This window comes from Chitinimonas naiadis (assembly GCF_054780835.1).
Genome location: NZ_BAAGVO010000009.1, coordinates 52,463 through 68,463 on the forward strand (window position 1 = coordinate 52,463; position 16,001 = coordinate 68,463).

Here is a 16,001-nt window from a genome sequence, read left to right on the forward strand (position 1 = left end):
CCGACAAACGACGGCCAGCCTAAGCCGGCTGCGTCGCCGCCGCAAGCGGCACACTGGCACGCAGGCGCAGGCCCGGCTGCAGGGCAATCCAGTCCAGGCTGCCTGCCACGGCCTGAAGACGCTCCCGCATGCCATTCAGCCCCTGACCCGGCACGATGTCCTTACCGCCACCGTCGTCCTCCACACGCAGCACCAGTTGCTGCGCATCCACCGAGAGCGCAATGCGGACCCGCTGGGCATCGGCATGGCGCACGATATTGGTACTGGCTTCCAGGACCGCCTGAGCCAACGCGTGCTCGCTGGCGGGCGAGAGTACGGGCAGCGTCGCGATCGCCAGCTCGGTCTTCAAGCCGGCCGCTCGCAGCATGGTATCGGCGGCACGGGTCGCATCGAGCAATCCCACGCTACGCAAGCCAACAATGGCCTGCCGCACGTCGGCCAACGCCGAGCGGGCAATGCCGGCCACCTCGCGCATCTCACCCGAGGCCCGCTCCACTTCCTGTGGCAATAGCTTGTGGGCCAACTCCGCCTTGATCGCGATCAGGCTCAAGGTATGGCCCAGCAGATCATGCAGATCACGGGCAATGCGCTCGCGCTCGGCCAGCTTGGCCAGCCGTTCTATCTCCTGGTCCTTGCCGGCAATGGTCTTGCGCGACGCCTTGCTCGCACGGCCGCCCAGGATGGCAAAACCCACGCCCAGCAGCATGGCCGAGATGATGCCGAAATAGAGGCCACCCAGATTACGCCAGCTGAAATAGCCAAACGCCGCGACGGTCGTCAGCACAATGATCGCCGTCGCCTCCCGTAGCTTGGCCCGGGCAGCGGGAAAACCGGCATAGATGAAAAAGGTATGCGCGAACGGGTTGTAAGGGAACAGCACCAATCCGAGGACGAAAATCAGCACACAGCTCAGCCACAACCGCGGGCCACTGGCATAGAAGCTCCAGAAGTGGATTGGCAGGAATATTGCGATGGCAATACCGGTCGCCAACCACTCCACCCCCACCTCATGCCGTAGCGGCAGGAACAGGAAGCCGAGATAGAGCAGGCTGAACCATGGGCCGCCAAAGTCCTCGTTCTCATTTCCGTCATGTGCCTGCTCCATGCCATGCAGGCTCGCCACCCATCCCCGCTTGAACATCATGTTCTCCTCGCTAATCCTGCCCAACCCACGACGATTATGTCGATCAATCCACGATCAGCTTCACATCGGCAATCTCGAACTGGAATGGCCCCTGCCGCATGGCGGCCACGATGCCGAGGCTGGTGGTGGTCTTGGGATCAAAACCGGCGAAGCACCCCCAGGCATAGGTCAATTCCTTCCATTCCGGATCAGCCCGGAAGGTCGCTGCCGAAGGTTGATAGCCCCCCGCCTGCCAGAAGGCCTGGATCGCATAGAGGCCGCCATCACCCCGTACCTTGAAGCGGATACCCTTGGCCGCAGAGAGATCGACCGGGCTGAAAGGCTGGCTACCCGGCATAAAGGCCACACCAGCCCACGGATAGGCGAAGCCGGTGCGCAGCTCGCCCTGCAAGCGCAGGCTGGTCTGCTGCTCCGGCCCCAGGCCGGCACTGAACGCCACGCTCGACTTGCCCTGCATGACCCCATCCGCGGTCTGGCTCCAGCTACCGAAAGGCGCCGCCAACTTGATCTGCCCATCCTGCAGGCTGAACTGGCCGATCTGACCATCCTTGGGCAAGGCCTGCGGTTTGCGCTGTGCTGCCGCCAACCGCTCCTGTTCCATCGCCACAAGGCGGGCCGTACGCAAACCATCGACCGGCTTGCCGTTCTTCCAGACCTCGACAATATCGCGCGTGGCAAGGATGTCTCGGCTCGGGTCGCCCTTGACCAGCAGCAGGTCGGCCTTCATATCCTTGGCGATCCGCCCCCGGTCCTTGAGGCCGAATGCGGCGGCCGGCACCGAGGTGGCCGCTGCCAGCGCCTCGCTGGGACTGAGCCCAGCCTGCACCAGCAGTGCCAGTTCACGATGCAGGCTGGCACCGTGCAAGGTGCCCGGATTCCCCGCATCGGTCCCCGCCAGGATGGGAATACCTGCGGCCTTCAACCGGCCGATGCTGATACGCATCAGGCCATCAAGCCGGGCGCTGGCATTGACCGGCCGCATGGTCTGCCCCAGGGCACCGCGCTGCCCACTGTCGAGCAGGTTCGCAATGGCAGGCGCCTTCAACAGCTCGGCGCTGCCGGCGCGCCCGAACACGCTTTCATACACCGTGTAGGTGGGGACGATGAAGATGCGCTTTTGTTTGGCCAGGGCGACGAAGGCATCATCGGCCTCCTTGTCTACGAACAGGTGGACCAGCCCGTCCGCACCCGCCTGTACCGCCTCGGTCGCGGCCTGCAAGGTCGAGACATGCACCACCGCCAGCTTGCCGCGCTTGTGGGTCGCAGCGATGGCCGCGGACAAGGTAGGCAGGTCCAGCGTGGTGAAGTTGAGGCCATAGTTCTTGCCGTCGTCGTAGACTAGCTTGATATAGTCCGAGCCCTCCCCCAGCCGCTCCGCCACGAAGGCATCGGCGTCCTCCGGCTTGCTCAGGGTCGGGATGGGAATGCCATACTCGGTACCATGGCCCTTGGGTGTCGTCACCAGAATGCCGGCACTGAACAGGTCTGCCTCGTCATCCAGCGTACCCTTGGCCATGCGGGCCCGGGTCTCTTGCGTCGCACTGGGCGGCATGAACATATCGAGTTGGGTGGTCACCCCCAGCAGCACCGGCAGCTTCTGGTTGGCAAAGGCATGGACATGGCTGTCGATCAGGCCGGGCAGCAGGGTGCAGGGATCGCAACGCCGCTCGATCGTACCCGCCGGCGCCGGGCCTTTGAAATCCGCATCGGCAATACGCCCGTCACGGATCAGCACACTGCGCTTGCCCAGCATGGCGGTCCCATCAAACACCGCCACATCCCGGATCAGCGTGGCATCGGCACAGGCCGCACCGCTGACAAAGGCCGACAACAACAGGGAAATCAGGTTAAGACGCATCATGGCTCCTCCTCTTGGTATGGGGAGCATTATGGTCAAGCTGCACGCAATTGGCAGTCGCAAGCGTCAGGACTTGGAGATGACAGATGTCATCTCCCGGAAAAACAAAAAGGTGCCCGAAGGCACCTTTTCAACGCGAGCAGTAAAACAGCCTGCGCTTAGAAGCGGTAGTCGGCACCGATGGTCAGGGTCGACAGCTTCACGTCTTCGATCTTGCTGTACTGGTTGTACTCGGCGCGCAGGCCCAGTTCCTTGGTTACAGCATAGCGGGCGCCGATACCGAACAGACCCTTGGTCTTGGTTTCGCTGCTCGAGTAGGTGTAGTTGCCAAAGCGGCCTTCGCCCTCACCCTTGATGCTGGCCAGGCCCAGACGGCCGAATACGCTGAACTCGTTGCTCACGGGCAGGATGCCGATCAGCGAGGCCTGCACGGCACGGGCCTTGACTTGGTCGTAGTTGTTGCCAGCGCGATCTTCGATCTTGCCCAGATCGCGGTAGCCAACTTCGGCAGCGAAATTGGTGTGGAACTGGTAGCCAGCGAAGACGGACCAGGCGGTATCGTTCTTGCTCGCGGAGTAACCATTGCCCAGATCAGCTTCAATCTTGCTGCGGCCGATATCGCCACCTGCGTAGAAGTTGTCGGCAAAAGCGGGAGCGGCCAGTACGGCGGCAATAGCGAGCAGGGAGAATTGCTTTTTCATGACTTTATCCTCTAGTCAGTTTGTTGTAGAGAAGTCCCGTTACAGCCCTGAAAACAGGCACTATCCGGTACTTCTTGCACGTCCTTCTTGCGAAGGGAGCGGATACTATCAGCCCTGAAAACGGCCACCAAGCTAGGGGAAGCGGTAATTTTTGCCCGGGAACCAAGGCGTTTTTCCGCTGTCATCCGCGAGCTCCTCTCAGAGCGTGGACCAAAAAAAAGCTGCCCGCAGGCAGCTTTTTTGTTGCTCAGGTTTCCACTCAGTTCGAGAAGAAATCCTTCACCTTATCCATCCACGAGTTGGCGCGAGGATTGTGCTTGGCGTCGTCCTCGAGACTGATGTTCTCGAACTCGCGCAGCAGTTCCTTCTGCTTATCGGTGAGCTTGACGGGGGTTTCGACCACCACATGGCACATGAGGTCGCCGGTGATGGCGCTACGCACGCCCTTGATGCCCTTGCCGCGCAAACGGAATACCGCACCGGTCTGGGTCTCGGCCGGAATCTTCAGCTTCACGGCGCCTTCCAGCGTCGGAATCTCGATCTCGCCCCCCAGGGCCGCCACCGCGAAGCTGATAGGCATCTCGCAGTGCAGGTCGTTGCCGTCGCGTTCGAACACGCTGTGCGACTTGAGGTGGATCACCACGTACAGGTCACCCGGCGGGCCGCCGTTGACGCCCGGTTCACCCTCGCCACTCAGGCGAATGCGATCCCCCTCGTCGACACCGGCTGGTATCTTCACGTTCAGCGTCTTCTGCGACTTCACCCGACCCTGACCGTGACAAGCGCGGCATGGATCAGGAATCACCTTGCCGCTGCCGTGACAGGTCGGGCAGGTCTGCTGCAGCGAAAAGAAGCCTTGCTGCACGCGTACCTGGCCATGGCCGCCGCAGGTACCGCAGGTCTTGGCCTGGGTACCCGGCTTGGCACCGCTGCCGTGGCAGACGTCGCACTCGTCGTGGGTCGGGATCTTGATCTTGGTCTCGGTGCCGCGTGCCGCTTCCTCGAGGCTGACCTCGAGGTTGTAACGCAGGTCGGAACCCCGGTAGACGTTGGAACGCCCGCCGCGACCACCACCGCCGAAGATATCGCCAAAGATGTCGCCAAAGGCGTCGGCAAAACCACCGCCGCCACCGAAGCCGCCACCCATGCCCGCCTGTGGATCTACCCCGGCATGACCGTATTGGTCATAGGCCCCGCGCTTCTGCTCGTCGGAGAGGATCTCGTAGGCCTCTTTGGCCTCCTTGAACTTCTCTTCGGCATCCTTGCTGTCGGGATTGCGGTCCGGGTGGTACTTCATCGCCAGCTTGCGATAGGACTTCTTGATGTCCTCGTCGCTGGCGTCCCTGTTGAGCCCCAGGATCTCGTAGAAATCTCTTTTTGCCATGCTGTTTCCTTACGGCAAAGGCGCAGCAGGGGCCGGAACCGGTCCGACCCATGCTGCGCCTGCGCAATCAAACGAAATTACTTCTCGTCTTTGACTTCGGTGAACTCGGCATCCACGACGTTGCCGTCATCCTTCTTGGCCTCTTCACCGGCCGGTGCAGCGCCCTCGGCACCTTGCTGGGCGGCGTACATCTTTTCCGCCAGCTTGTGCGAGGCCGTCATCAGGGCTTCGGACTTGGCGTCGATATCGGCCTTGTCCTCGCTCTTCACCACGCCTTCGGCATCGGCCAGGGCCTTCTCGATCGCCGCCTTTTCATCGGCAGCAATCTTGTCGCCAAACTCGGTCAGCGACTTCTTCACCGAGTGGATCAGGCTTTCCAGCTGGTTGCGGGCACCCACCAGTTCGGTCAGCTTCTTGTCTTCCTCGGCATTGGCTTCGGCGTCCTTCACCATGCGTTGAATCTCTTCTTCGCTCAGGCCGGAGTTGGCCTTGATGGTGATGTTGTTGGCCTTGCCGGTCGCCTTGTCCTTGGCCGACACATGCAGGATACCGTTGGCGTCGATGTTGAACTCAACCTCGATCTGCGGCGTACCACGGGCAGCCGTCGGAATACCTTCCAGGTTGAACTGGCCCAGCGACTTGTTGGCAGCCGCCTTTTCGCGCTCACCTTGCAGCACGTGAATGGTCACGGCGCTCTGGTTGTCTTCCGCGGTCGAGAACACCTGCGATGCCTTGGTCGGAATCGTGGTGTTCTTCTGGATCAGCTTGGTCATCACGCCACCGAGGGTCTCGATACCGAGGCTCAGCGGGCTGACGTCCAGCAGCAGCACGTCCTTGCGGTCGCCCGACAGCACCGAACCCTGGATCGCAGCACCAACGGCCACGGCTTCGTCCGGGTTCACGTCACGGCGGGCTTCCTTGCCGAAGAACTCCTTCACCTTGTCCATGACCTTGGGCATACGGGTCTGGCCACCGACCAGGATCACGTCGTCGATGTCGGTGATCTTCAAGCCGGCATCCTTGAGCGCAATGCGGCAAGGCTCGATCGAACGCTCGATCAGGTCCTCGACCAGGCTTTCGAACTTGGCGCGGGTGATCTTCATGGCCAAATGCTTGGGGCCAGTCGCATCCATGGTGACGTAGGGCAGGTTGATCTCGCTCTGGGTGGTGCTCGAGAGTTCGATCTTGGCCTTCTCAGCCGCCTCCTTCAGGCGTTGCAGCGCCATCACGTCGTTCTTCAGGTCGATGCCCTGTTCCTTCTTGAACTCGGTGACGATGTAGTCGATCAGACGCTGGTCGAAGTCTTCGCCACCCAGGAAAGTGTCGCCGTTGGTGGCCAGCACTTCGAACTGCATGTCGCCATCGACATCGGCAATCTCGATGATCGAGATATCGAAGGTACCGCCGCCCAGGTCATACACCGCAACCTTGGAGTCGCCCTTTTCCTTCTTGTCGAGACCAAAGGCCAGCGCAGCGGCGGTCGGCTCGTTGATGATGCGCTTGACGTCAAGACCAGCGATACGGCCAGCATCCTTGGTCGCCTGGCGCTGGCTGTCGTTGAAGTAGGCCGGCACAGTGATCACGGCTTCGGTCACTTCTTCACCGAGGTAGTCCTCGGCGGTCTTCTTCATCTTGCGTAGCACTTCAGCCGAGATTTGCGGCGGGGCCATCTTCTTGCCCTTCACTTCCACCCAGGCGTCACCGTTGTCGGCCTTGGTGATGGAGTAAGGCATCAGATCGATGTCCTTTTGCACTTCCTTCTCTTCGAACTTGCGGCCGATCAGACGCTTCACGGCGTACAGCGTGTTCTTGGGGTTGGTCACCGCCTGACGCTTGGCCGGCGCACCAACCAGGATTTCGTCATCGTTGGTGTAGGCGATGATGGACGGCGTGGTACGAGCGCCTTCGGCGTTTTCGATCACCTTGACGTTGCCGCCTTCGAGTACGGCCACGCACGAGTTGGTGGTGCCGAGGTCAATACCAATAATCTTGCCCATGTGTAGATCCTTTCCTGTTCTGTGTGCCGGCTGGGCCGGCGCTGTATATTGAATAACCTTGCTAGCTAAATGGGGATGCGTTTACAGGCTTTCAAGGCCCGCCGCATTCATCCCTCGCTCTTGGCCTTGGCCACCACCACCATGGCGGGACGCAGCACGCGGTCAGCAATCGCATAACCCTTTTGCATCACGCTCACCACGGTATTGGCTTCCTGCTCGGCCTCAACGGCGCTCATGGCCTGGTGCTTGTGCGGATCGAGCTTTTCACCCACCTGCGGATCGACTTCCTTGATCTGGAACTTGTCGAAGGCGCCGGCCAGGTTGCGCAGCGTCATGTCCACACCCATCTTGATGTTCTCGATCGAGGAATTGTCCTTGAGCGCCATCTCCAGGCAATCCTTGACGATCAGCAACTCGGTGGCGAACTTGCCGACTGAGTATTTGTGCGCCGCGGCAACGTCATCCTGGGCGCGCCGGCGGATATTTTCCCCATCGGCCTTGGCGTACAGCACGGCACTTTGCAGTTCCGTCACCTTGGCTTCCAGCGCGGCTACCTGCGCCTGCAGGCTTTCGGCTGCGACGGCCTCTTCATGCTCGAGCGGAGCCACATCCTGCTCAAGCGTTTGATCTATTTGGTTTTCTGGCAGGTTTTCCTGTTGCATGGCGAGTTTCTCCTGAAGCGATAACCCACAAGATGGAGATGGTTATTCGCATTTCAAGAGGCCAAAAACGCGACATGTTGTCTATGTGGAATAGGCCGATTGTTGCAGTTTGCTATAAATCAGACGCTCGTTTGAAAAAAATGGTGCACTGCACATGAAACTCCTTATAATCGACTACACAAGTTAAGGAAAACCCTAGCTGGCCCACCTACGCCAGACCCGGGTCCATATCGCCCCAAGCCGTATCCAGCCTGGGCGCCGGTTCGCTGAAGGCCGCGAACCCCTCCCGAGCTAACTCCCCAATGATTTGCGTGCCACCGGCTCGCCGGGGCATGCCGCCCAACGAGGTATAAGAGATATGTCGACTCGCGAACAACGCATTGCAGCCATTCAACACGACTGGGATACCAACCCCCGCTGGAAGGGTATCAAGCGCGGCTACACCGCTGCCGACGTCGAGCGCCTGCGTGGCTCCGTCCAGAACGAGTACAGCCTGGCCCGTCGTGGTGCCGAAAAGCTGTGGGCACTGGTCAACAACGAACCCTACGTCAACTGCCTGGGCGCCCTGACCGGCGGCCAAGCCATGCAACAGGTCAAGGCTGGCGTGAAGGCCATCTACCTGAGCGGCTGGCAAGTTGCTGCCGACAACAACGGCTACTCCGCCATGTACCCCGACCAGTCGCTGTACCCGGTCAACTCGGTACCGGCCGTGGTCGAGCGTATCAACAACGCTTTCAGCCGCGCCGATGAAATCCAGCACGCCAAGGGCATCGAAAAAGGTAGTAACGACTTCGTCGACTACTTCGCGCCTATCGTGGCCGATGCCGAAGCCGGCTTTGGCGGCGTACTGAACGCCTACGAACTGATGAAGTCCATGATCCGCGCCGGCGCCGGTGGCGTTCACTTCGAAGACCAGCTCGCCTCGGTCAAGAAGTGCGGCCACATGGGTGGCAAGGTGCTGGTCCCGACCCAGGAAGCCGTCCAGAAGCTGGTCGCCGCCCGTCTGGCTGCCGACGTCTACGGCGTACCCACACTGGTGATCGCCCGTACCGACGCCGAAGCTGCCGACCTCCTGACCAGCGACTACGACGAAAACGACAAGCCCTTCCTGACCGGCGAGCGCACTGCCGAAGGCTTCTACAAGACCAAGAAGGGCATGGAGCAGGCGATCAGCCGCGCCGTGGCCTACGCCGAATACGCCGACCTGGTCTGGTGTGAAACCGGTACCCCGGATCTGGAATTCGCCCGCAAGTTCGCCGAAGCCGTCCACGCCAAGCACCCGGGCAAGCTGCTCGCCTACAACTGCTCGCCTTCCTTCAACTGGAAGAAGAACCTGGACGATGCCACCATCGCCAAGTTCCAGCGCGAGCTGGGCGCCATGGGCTACAAGTACCAGTTCATCACTTTGGCTGGTATCCACTCCATGTGGTACAACATGTTCGATCTGGCCCAGGACTACGTGGCCCGTGGCATGTCGGCCTATGTCGAGAAGGTGCAAGAGCCGGAATTCAACGCCCGCGACCGTGGTTACACCTTCGTCAGCCACCAGCAGGAAGTCGGCACCGGCTACTTCGACGATGTCACCACCGTGATCCAGGGCGGTCGTTCGTCGGTGACCGCGCTGACCGGTTCGACTGAGGAAGAGCAGTTTCACTGACCTGGTTTTGAGGTTGGGGTGACGTGCATTACGCGCCCGGCAAAGCCGGTCGAGATTGACCTGCAGTGAGTCGTCGGGTCAGTCCCGTAATATCTCGCCTCCCCCTGCCCCTCCTCACGGAGGGGAGCCTCGCTGCCACTCGTCAGTGACACGCTCCACGTGATAACGCCGCCTCGCTCTTCGAGCTTTGGCGGCGTTGTTGCCTGAAGCGCCCGCATATACAGATATGTACTACGCCAGGCCGGCTTAGGTCCTCGCGCACATACCCGCCTAGAGGGGCTGCTATGACTACTTCCCGTATCACCCATGGTGCGCTCGCCATTGATGCACAACTTTACGCGCTGGTGCGCGACGAGATCATTCCGGGCACCGGGGTTGAAAATGAAGCTTTCTGGTCTGCTTTCGAGCAGATCGTTGCTGATCTGACGCCGACCAATACCGCCCTGCTCGCCAAGCGCGATGCGCTGCAGGCGAAGATTGATGCCTGGCATCAGGCCAATCCGGCGTTTGATGCGTCGGCCTACAAGGCTTTCCTGACCGAGATCGGTTACCTGGTACCGGAAGGGCCGGACTTCCAGATCGAGACCGAGAATGTCGATACCGAGATCGCGACCCTCGCCGGTCCGCAGTTGGTCGTACCGGTCAAGAACGCCCGTTATGCGCTCAATGCCGCCAATGCGCGTTGGGGTTCGCTGTACGACGCGCTGTACGGTACCGATGTCATTCCCGAAGCCAACGGCGCCGACAAGGGCAAGGGCTACAACCCGGTCCGTGGTGCCAAGGTGGTTGCTTTCGGCCGTCAGTTCCTGGACGACACCTTTCCGCTGGCCAGCGGCTCGCATAGCGATGTCACCCACTACACCGTCGCGGATGCCAAGCTGCGGGTCACCCTGAAGGGTGGCGAAGAGACCGGCCTGCAGGACCCAGCCCTGTTTGTCGGCTTCACCGGTTCGGCACCGGTGCCGGCCAGCATCCTGCTCAAGCACAACGGCCTGCATGTCGAGATACAGATCGATGCCAACCATCCCATCGGCAAGGATGACCCCGCCCATGTGAAGGACCTGTGCCTCGAGGCCGCCGTCACCACCATCCAGGATTGTGAAGATTCCGTCGCCGCGGTGGATGCCGAGGACAAGATCGAGGTCTATCGCAACTGGCTGGGCCTGATGCTGGGTACGCTGGAAGACACCTTCGAGAAGGGTGGCAAACCGGTCACCCGTCGCATGAACGCCGACCGCGTGTTCCATGCCGCCAGCGGCGGCGAGTTGCGCCTGCACGGTCGCTCGCTGATGCTGCTGCGCAATGTCGGCCACCTGATGACCAACCCGGCCATCCAGTACCAGGGCAGCGACGTGTTCGAAGGCATCATGGATGCCGCCATTACCGCCCTGATCGCCAAGCACGACATCCTGGGCCACGGCAAGCTGCGTAACTCGCGCACCGGCAGCATGTATATCGTCAAACCCAAGATGCATGGCCCGGAAGAAGTCGCCTTCGCGGTCGAGTTGTTCGCCCGGGTCGAATCCGCCATCGGCCTGCCGCGCAACGCGCTCAAGATCGGCATCATGGATGAGGAGCGGCGCACCACGGTCAACCTCAAGGAATGCATCCGCCAGGCGCGCGAACGCACCATCTTCATCAATACCGGCTTCATGGATCGCACCGGTGACGAGATCCATACCTCGATGGAGGCCGGCGTCATGGTCCGCAAGGAGGCGATGAAGAAAGAACGCTGGATCGCCGCCTACGAGAACTGGAACGTCGATATCGGCCTGCTGTGCGGTCTCAAGGGTCGCGCCCAGATCGGCAAGGGCATGTGGCCCAAGCCCGACCTGATGGCCGAGATGGTCGCCACCAAGGTCGGCCACCCGAATGCCGGTGCCAATTGCGCCTGGGTACCCTCACCTACCGGTGCGGCCCTGCATGCACTGCATTATCACCAGGTCAACGTAGCGGCACGCCAGCTGGAAATCGCCCAGCGCCAGCGAGCCGCCCTGGACGATATCCTAGCCATTCCCTTGGCCCCCAACACCGACTGGTCAGCAGCCGATATCCAGGCCGAACTGGAGAACAACTGCCAGGGCATCCTGGGTTACGTGGTTCGCTGGGTCGATCAGGGCGTCGGCTGTTCCAAGGTGCCGGATATCCACAACGTCGGCCTGATGGAAGACCGTGCCACGCTGCGTATCTCCAGCCAGCATGTCGCCAACTGGCTGCGGCATGGCATCGCCCAGCCGGCCCAGGTGATGGAGATCATGCAGCGCATGGCAGCCATCGTCGACGGCCAGAACGCCGCTGACCCGCTGTATACGCCGATGGCCGCCGACTTCGAAGGCAGCATTGCCTTCCAGGCCGCCTGCGAGCTGGTGTTCGAAGGCGTCAAGCAACCCAACGGCTACACCGAACCGGTACTGCATCGCAGCCGGCTCAAGGCCAAGGCCAAGGCCAGCCTGGCCAGATAAAACCGCCAACGCCGGCCAAGACAAAGCCCCTGCCGTCGCTGGTCAGGGGCTTTGTCTTTGGGTGGGGCTCAGGGGCTACTTGCCCAAGGCCGCATTCAATACGCTGGCAAGGCGCACACCGCCCTTGAACAGTTGCTCGGGCACCAGTTCATCACCTACTGTCAGGTAGTCCTTGTCCAGGGTGAGCTTCTCCTTGCTCGGTGCGGCGCCACAACTCCAGTCTGGCAGCTTGCCGTAGGTCACCGTCTCGGCCAGCTTGTGCGACTCCTGTATCCAGTCCTGCACATTGCCGCTGCTCCACTCGGTGGCCTTGGCCTGGTAGCGGGTCGCCAGCATGTCGGCAAAATCGGCCTCCTTGAGCTTGCTCACGCGCATGGCCTTCTTCACCCAGTAGCCATCCCACAGGCTGTGCAGGTTGTCGTAGAAACCATAGGACTCGAACACCGGATTGAGACGGATCGCATTCCCACCCTGATCGTGGTTGTCCGACGCATGCAGCGGCTGCTGGATGTCGCCGATGATATGGCTGACATAGCGCAGCGCCTGCAGCTTGATGCCGTCGTGATTGACCGGATCGGCCAGCATGGCGATGTGGCGGCTGATCGCGCCCGAGGCACAGGCGCCGTCCTTGCAGAAGGCATTGGTGCGCTGCTCGCCACAGATTTCCAAATCATCGTAGTGCCAGGTCGGCGAGCCCGGTTGCTGGCTGGCCAGCATGGGCTTGTGGTCGTCGAGGTAGATCGCGGCGGTCGCGAGGCTACCCGGTACATCGTTCGAGCCCAGGATACGACGCAGCTCGGCGCGGGTCTTGTCCGTCAGGAAGCGATCGGCCACCCGCGCGACAATACGGTGGCCCTCGTCATGCCAGGCCTGGGCCGGCATGGCGGCCAGGCCCAGGATGGCCGAGAGAGCAAGGGCATAAGGGCGATAAGGGAATTTCAAGGTCATGCTCCGACAGGGAATACGGGATGGGCGACAGCCTAGCTGAGATACGTGACGCCGCCATGGCGGCGCACAGCATACTGTTTATTCCATTAAGGGCAACAAGCCCGCCATGAAGTGCTGTACCAGCTGCGATTGCTCGTCGCTGCGTGTCGCCGCTGCCATGGTCAGGAAGGCACCTTCGTCTTCGAGCGGCAGGTAGCGCACACCATCGATCTGTACGCAGTCGAGCGGTGCCGGCAGCACCGCCACACCAAAGCCGGCCGCAACCAGGCCGATCTGGGTAATGGCCTCGCCCGCCTCCTGCGCCAGCCGCGGCTGGAACCCCGCCCGCGCGCACAGCAGATTGAGAATGGCACGCAGGCCGGTACCGGCGCTGGGCGGGTAGCCGACAAAATCCTCATCGCGGCACTGCGCCAACGAGACCGAAGCCAGGTCGGCCAGACGATGGCGGGTCGAGATCACCAGCCGCAAGGGGTCACGCCGCAAGGGTTGGCAGACCACACCAGGCGGCAGCTCGGTGGCGCTATAGCGCACGAAGCCGACATCCAGCTCATTGCGACGCAGGGCCTGGAACTGGTCGTCGGTGTACATCTCGCGCAGGCGCAGCGTGACATGCGGAAAACGCTGCCGGTAATCCTGCGCCACGGCAGGCAGGATGGGCGTCAAGGGCAGGGTCGAGGTAAAACCGATCCGTAGCTCGCCAACCTCGCCACGCGCCAGCCGGCGGGCTTCCTCGCTCGCGGCGGCCGTGGCCGCCAGGATGGCGCGCGCGCGCTGCAGGAACAGCTTGCCGGCGTCGGTCAGTGCCACCCGGCGCTTGCTGCGGCTGAACAGCTGCACCTCCAGCTCCGCCTCCAGTGCCTGGATCTGCTGGCTCAACGGTGGCTGGCCGATATGCAGCCGTTCCGCGGCACGGGTGAAGTGCAATTCCTCGGCTACGGTGACGAAATAGCGCAGATGACGAAGCTCCATTCATATTTCCTATGTATGAATTCATGCTGAAACATCTATTGGACACATAGTAGCAGCAGTCCTAGCATCGCCTCATCCCCTCGTAGCGCGTCATGCCACCATGCCAGCCAGCCTTGCCGTCTCTCCGCTCAATGCGCCATCCGCCCTGCCCGATGACGTGCCGATGGCCCCGCGCGCGGTAGCCGGCACGCCCGCTTACCGGGCCGCAACCCGCGCCCTGTTCTTTGGTGGCTTCGCCGCATTTGCCAACCTCTATGGCCTGCAACCCTTGATGCCGGCCTTCTCGCATGATTTCGGCCTCTCGCCGGCCGCCGCCAGCGGCGTGGTGTCGGTATCCACCGGCCTGCTGGCCCTGGGCCTGATACCCGCCGGCATGCTGGCGCAGCGCTTTGGTCCCCGCCCGGTGATGCTCTGGTCGCTGGGCCTGGCCGCACTGCTCAACCTGCTGGCCGCGCTGGCTCAGGACTACAGCAGCATCCTGCTGCTGCGCGCCTTGCTGGGCCTGGCCCTGGCGGGCATGCCGGCAGTAGCGATGGCCTACCTGAGCGAGGAGATCGATCCCGCCTCACTCGGCCGGGCCATCGGCCTCCTGATCGCCGGCAACGCCCTCGGCGGCATGTGTGGTCGCATGATCGCCTCGGTGCTTGGCGACTGGTACTCCTGGCGCATCGCCCTCACCGTCCTCGGCCTGGTCGGCATGGCCAGTGCCGCGCTGTTCTGGCGCAGCCTGCCTGCGTCGCACCATTTCCAGCCGGGCCGCTTCGATGGCCGCCAGTTCCTTACCGACCTCAAATCCCATCTGACGGATGGCGGCCTGCCCTGGTTCTTCCTCCTGGCCTTCCTGCTGATGGGTTGCTTCGTCAGCCTCTATAACTATCTGGCCTATCGCCTCGGCGCCGCCCCCTTCGGTCTGCGTCCCAGTCTGATCGGCCTGGTGTTCTCGCTCTATATGGTGGGCATGTTCTCCTCTGCCTGGGCCGGCCAGCTCGCAGATCGGCTGGGGCGTCGCAAGGTACTCTGGCTGGCGGTGCTGCTGACCCTGGTCGGCCTGTGCCTGACCGCGGCCGACAATCTGCCACTGGTGATCGGTGGCATCGCGCTGTTCACCTTCGGCTTCTTCAGCTCCCACTCGGTCGTCAGTTCCTGGGTAGGTCGTCGTGCAACGCGTGCCAAGACCCTCGCCTCCTCCATCTACCTGACCAGCTACTACCTTGGCTCCAGTCTGCTCGGCTCGGCCTCCGGCCTGATGTGGGCTCTGGATGGCTGGCACGGCGTCGCCGCCCTGCTTGGTGCTATCCTGCTGGCCTGTCTCGGCATCGCTCTGCAACTGCGCAAACTCGAACCCAAGTCCTGACCCATGCCCTTATCGCTCTACCTGGCCTACTGCGCGGTCGCGCTGGTCTCCGTCTTCACGCCCGGACCTGCCGTCATGCTCGCCATCCACAACGGTGCCAACCACGGCTGGCGTCGCGCCTTGCTCTCCTCCTTTGGCAACATCAGCGGCCTGTTCTGCCTTGCCAGTGTCAGCATGCTGGGCTTGGGTGCGCTGATGCAGACCTCGGCCCTGATATTCGGCATCATGAAATGGCTGGGCGCTGCCTACCTGGTCTATCTGGGTATCAAGCAATGGCGAAATGCCGGCAGCAACGCATCGGTGGAGCTGCGCAGCAGCGAAGTGCAGACTCCCCATGCCCTCTATCGGGAAGGCCTGTTACTCGCGCTGACCAACCCCAAGGCCATCCTGTTCCTCACGGCCCTGTTTCCGCAATTCATCCAGCCTACGACCGGGCTTATGGGCCAGTTCCTGTTGCTGACCCTGACCATCATGGCACTCTCCTTTGGCGCACTGATGAGCTATGCCAGCCTGGCATCGGTCGCCGGTACGCGCTTCGTCGGCATGCTGCGCTCGCGCGCCTTCGGCCGTTTTTCCGGCGGCAGCTTCATCCTGCTCGGCTTCGCCCTGCTGGGTCTCAAGCGCGCCTGACGTCGCACGCTCGCCTCAAGCTAGAACGCCGCGCCGCATCCCACGGCTGCGCGCTACGATCTCGATCCCGGTGCTCGGCCTCGCGACTTCACCACGCTGGCTCTGGACCTTGCCACTGCGGCAACAGGGCCAAATTCCGCTAGCTGCGCGCGCTGTCTGAAGCCCGCAAAAGCGGCAATCCCGCTTGCAGCAAGGGCTTGACAAGGGGCGTTAGATATAGGCTGAGCTTGTTGCG

The 16,001-nt window shown here is 62.0% G+C and carries 12 protein-coding genes; 4 read left to right on the forward strand and 8 right to left on the reverse strand.

All coding sequences use genetic code 11. From position 1 onward, the window contains the following. Nucleotides 1–19 precede the first annotated feature (19 nt). From ACYVHK_RS23405 to grpE, 6 genes are all read right to left on the reverse strand, one after another. Complete coding sequence (locus ACYVHK_RS23405) at nucleotides 20–1,141, reverse strand: sensor histidine kinase (RefSeq protein WP_460537235.1); 1,122 nt, start codon at nucleotides 1,139–1,141, stop codon at nucleotides 20–22. 46 nt (nucleotides 1,142–1,187) lie between these two features. Then, on the reverse strand, nucleotides 1,188–3,005 hold the full coding sequence (locus ACYVHK_RS23410) for a CIA30 family protein (RefSeq protein WP_460537237.1): 1,818 nt from the start codon (nucleotides 3,003–3,005) through the stop codon (nucleotides 1,188–1,190). Between the two features lie 155 nt (nucleotides 3,006–3,160). Next, nucleotides 3,161–3,703 (reverse strand): porin family protein, encoded by a 543-nt coding sequence (locus ACYVHK_RS23415; RefSeq protein ID WP_460537240.1) that lies wholly within the window; start codon nucleotides 3,701–3,703, stop codon nucleotides 3,161–3,163. A 259-nt stretch (nucleotides 3,704–3,962) separates the two neighbouring features. Next, nucleotides 3,963–5,087 carry a molecular chaperone DnaJ gene (dnaJ, locus tag ACYVHK_RS23420; protein WP_460537242.1) on the reverse strand — a complete coding sequence of 375 codons (1,125 nt, stop codon included), beginning with the start codon at nucleotides 5,085–5,087 and terminating at the stop codon, nucleotides 3,963–3,965. Between the two features lie 77 nt (nucleotides 5,088–5,164). Next, nucleotides 5,165–7,084 (reverse strand): Hsp70 family protein, encoded by a 1,920-nt coding sequence (dnaK, locus tag ACYVHK_RS23425; protein WP_460537244.1) that lies wholly within the window; start codon nucleotides 7,082–7,084, stop codon nucleotides 5,165–5,167. A gap of 107 nt (nucleotides 7,085–7,191) precedes the next feature. Next, nucleotides 7,192–7,746 carry a nucleotide exchange factor GrpE gene (gene grpE / locus ACYVHK_RS23430; protein ID WP_460537246.1) on the reverse strand — a complete coding sequence of 185 codons (555 nt, stop codon included), beginning with the start codon at nucleotides 7,744–7,746 and terminating at the stop codon, nucleotides 7,192–7,194. Nucleotides 7,747–8,104: 358 nt separating this feature from the next. On the opposite strand from grpE, the gene aceA reads away from it, so the two are divergent. Together aceA and ACYVHK_RS23440 are read left to right on the forward strand one after the other, a co-directional pair. Continuing rightward, nucleotides 8,105–9,403 (forward strand): isocitrate lyase, encoded by a 1,299-nt coding sequence (gene aceA / locus ACYVHK_RS23435; protein ID WP_460537248.1) that lies wholly within the window; start codon nucleotides 8,105–8,107, stop codon nucleotides 9,401–9,403. 284 nt (nucleotides 9,404–9,687) lie between these two features. After that, the gene (locus ACYVHK_RS23440) at nucleotides 9,688–11,865 is read left to right on the forward strand and encodes a malate synthase G (RefSeq protein ID WP_460537251.1); all 2,178 of its coding nucleotides are present in this window, start codon (nucleotides 9,688–9,690) and stop codon (nucleotides 11,863–11,865) included. A gap of 75 nt (nucleotides 11,866–11,940) precedes the next feature. On the opposite strand, the gene ACYVHK_RS23445 is transcribed toward ACYVHK_RS23440, so the two are convergent. Together ACYVHK_RS23445 and ACYVHK_RS23450 are read right to left on the reverse strand one after the other, a co-directional pair. After that, on the reverse strand, nucleotides 11,941–12,813 hold the full coding sequence (locus tag ACYVHK_RS23445) for a S1/P1 nuclease (protein WP_460537253.1): 873 nt from the start codon (nucleotides 12,811–12,813) through the stop codon (nucleotides 11,941–11,943). 78 nt (nucleotides 12,814–12,891) lie between these two features. Continuing rightward, on the reverse strand, nucleotides 12,892–13,782 hold the full coding sequence (locus ACYVHK_RS23450; protein WP_460537256.1) for a LysR family transcriptional regulator: 891 nt from the start codon (nucleotides 13,780–13,782) through the stop codon (nucleotides 12,892–12,894). 100 nt (nucleotides 13,783–13,882) lie between these two features. Here ACYVHK_RS23450 and ACYVHK_RS23455 point away from each other — a divergent pair, with 100 nt between their 5' ends. Then, nucleotides 13,883–15,136 (forward strand): MFS transporter, encoded by a 1,254-nt coding sequence (locus ACYVHK_RS23455; protein WP_460537258.1) that lies wholly within the window; start codon nucleotides 13,883–13,885, stop codon nucleotides 15,134–15,136. A 3-nt stretch (nucleotides 15,137–15,139) separates the two neighbouring features. Then, complete coding sequence (locus tag ACYVHK_RS23460) at nucleotides 15,140–15,766, forward strand: LysE family translocator (protein WP_460537260.1); 627 nt, start codon at nucleotides 15,140–15,142, stop codon at nucleotides 15,764–15,766. Nucleotides 15,767–16,001: the final 235 nt, after the last annotated feature.

Coding starts and splice junctions, on each gene's coding strand:
- ACYVHK_RS23405 (WP_460537235.1), bottom strand. CDS start 1,141: ATGTTCAAGCGGGGATGGGTGGCGAGCCTGCATGGCATGGAGCAGGCA.
- ACYVHK_RS23410 (WP_460537237.1), bottom strand. CDS start 3,005: ATGATGCGTCTTAACCTGATTTCCCTGTTGTTGTCGGCCTTTGTCAGC.
- ACYVHK_RS23415 (WP_460537240.1), bottom strand. CDS start 3,703: ATGAAAAAGCAATTCTCCCTGCTCGCTATTGCCGCCGTACTGGCCGCT.
- dnaJ (WP_460537242.1), bottom strand. CDS start 5,087: ATGGCAAAAAGAGATTTCTACGAGATCCTGGGGCTCAACAGGGACGCC.
- dnaK (WP_460537244.1), bottom strand. CDS start 7,084: ATGGGCAAGATTATTGGTATTGACCTCGGCACCACCAACTCGTGCGTG.
- grpE (WP_460537246.1), bottom strand. CDS start 7,746: ATGCAACAGGAAAACCTGCCAGAAAACCAAATAGATCAAACGCTTGAG.
- aceA (WP_460537248.1), top strand. CDS start 8,105: ATGTCGACTCGCGAACAACGCATTGCAGCCATTCAACACGACTGGGAT.
- ACYVHK_RS23440 (WP_460537251.1), top strand. CDS start 9,688: ATGACTACTTCCCGTATCACCCATGGTGCGCTCGCCATTGATGCACAA.
- ACYVHK_RS23445 (WP_460537253.1), bottom strand. CDS start 12,813: ATGACCTTGAAATTCCCTTATCGCCCTTATGCCCTTGCTCTCTCGGCC.
- ACYVHK_RS23450 (WP_460537256.1), bottom strand. CDS start 13,782: ATGGAGCTTCGTCATCTGCGCTATTTCGTCACCGTAGCCGAGGAATTG.
- ACYVHK_RS23455 (WP_460537258.1), top strand. CDS start 13,883: ATGCCAGCCAGCCTTGCCGTCTCTCCGCTCAATGCGCCATCCGCCCTG.
- ACYVHK_RS23460 (WP_460537260.1), top strand. CDS start 15,140: ATGCCCTTATCGCTCTACCTGGCCTACTGCGCGGTCGCGCTGGTCTCC.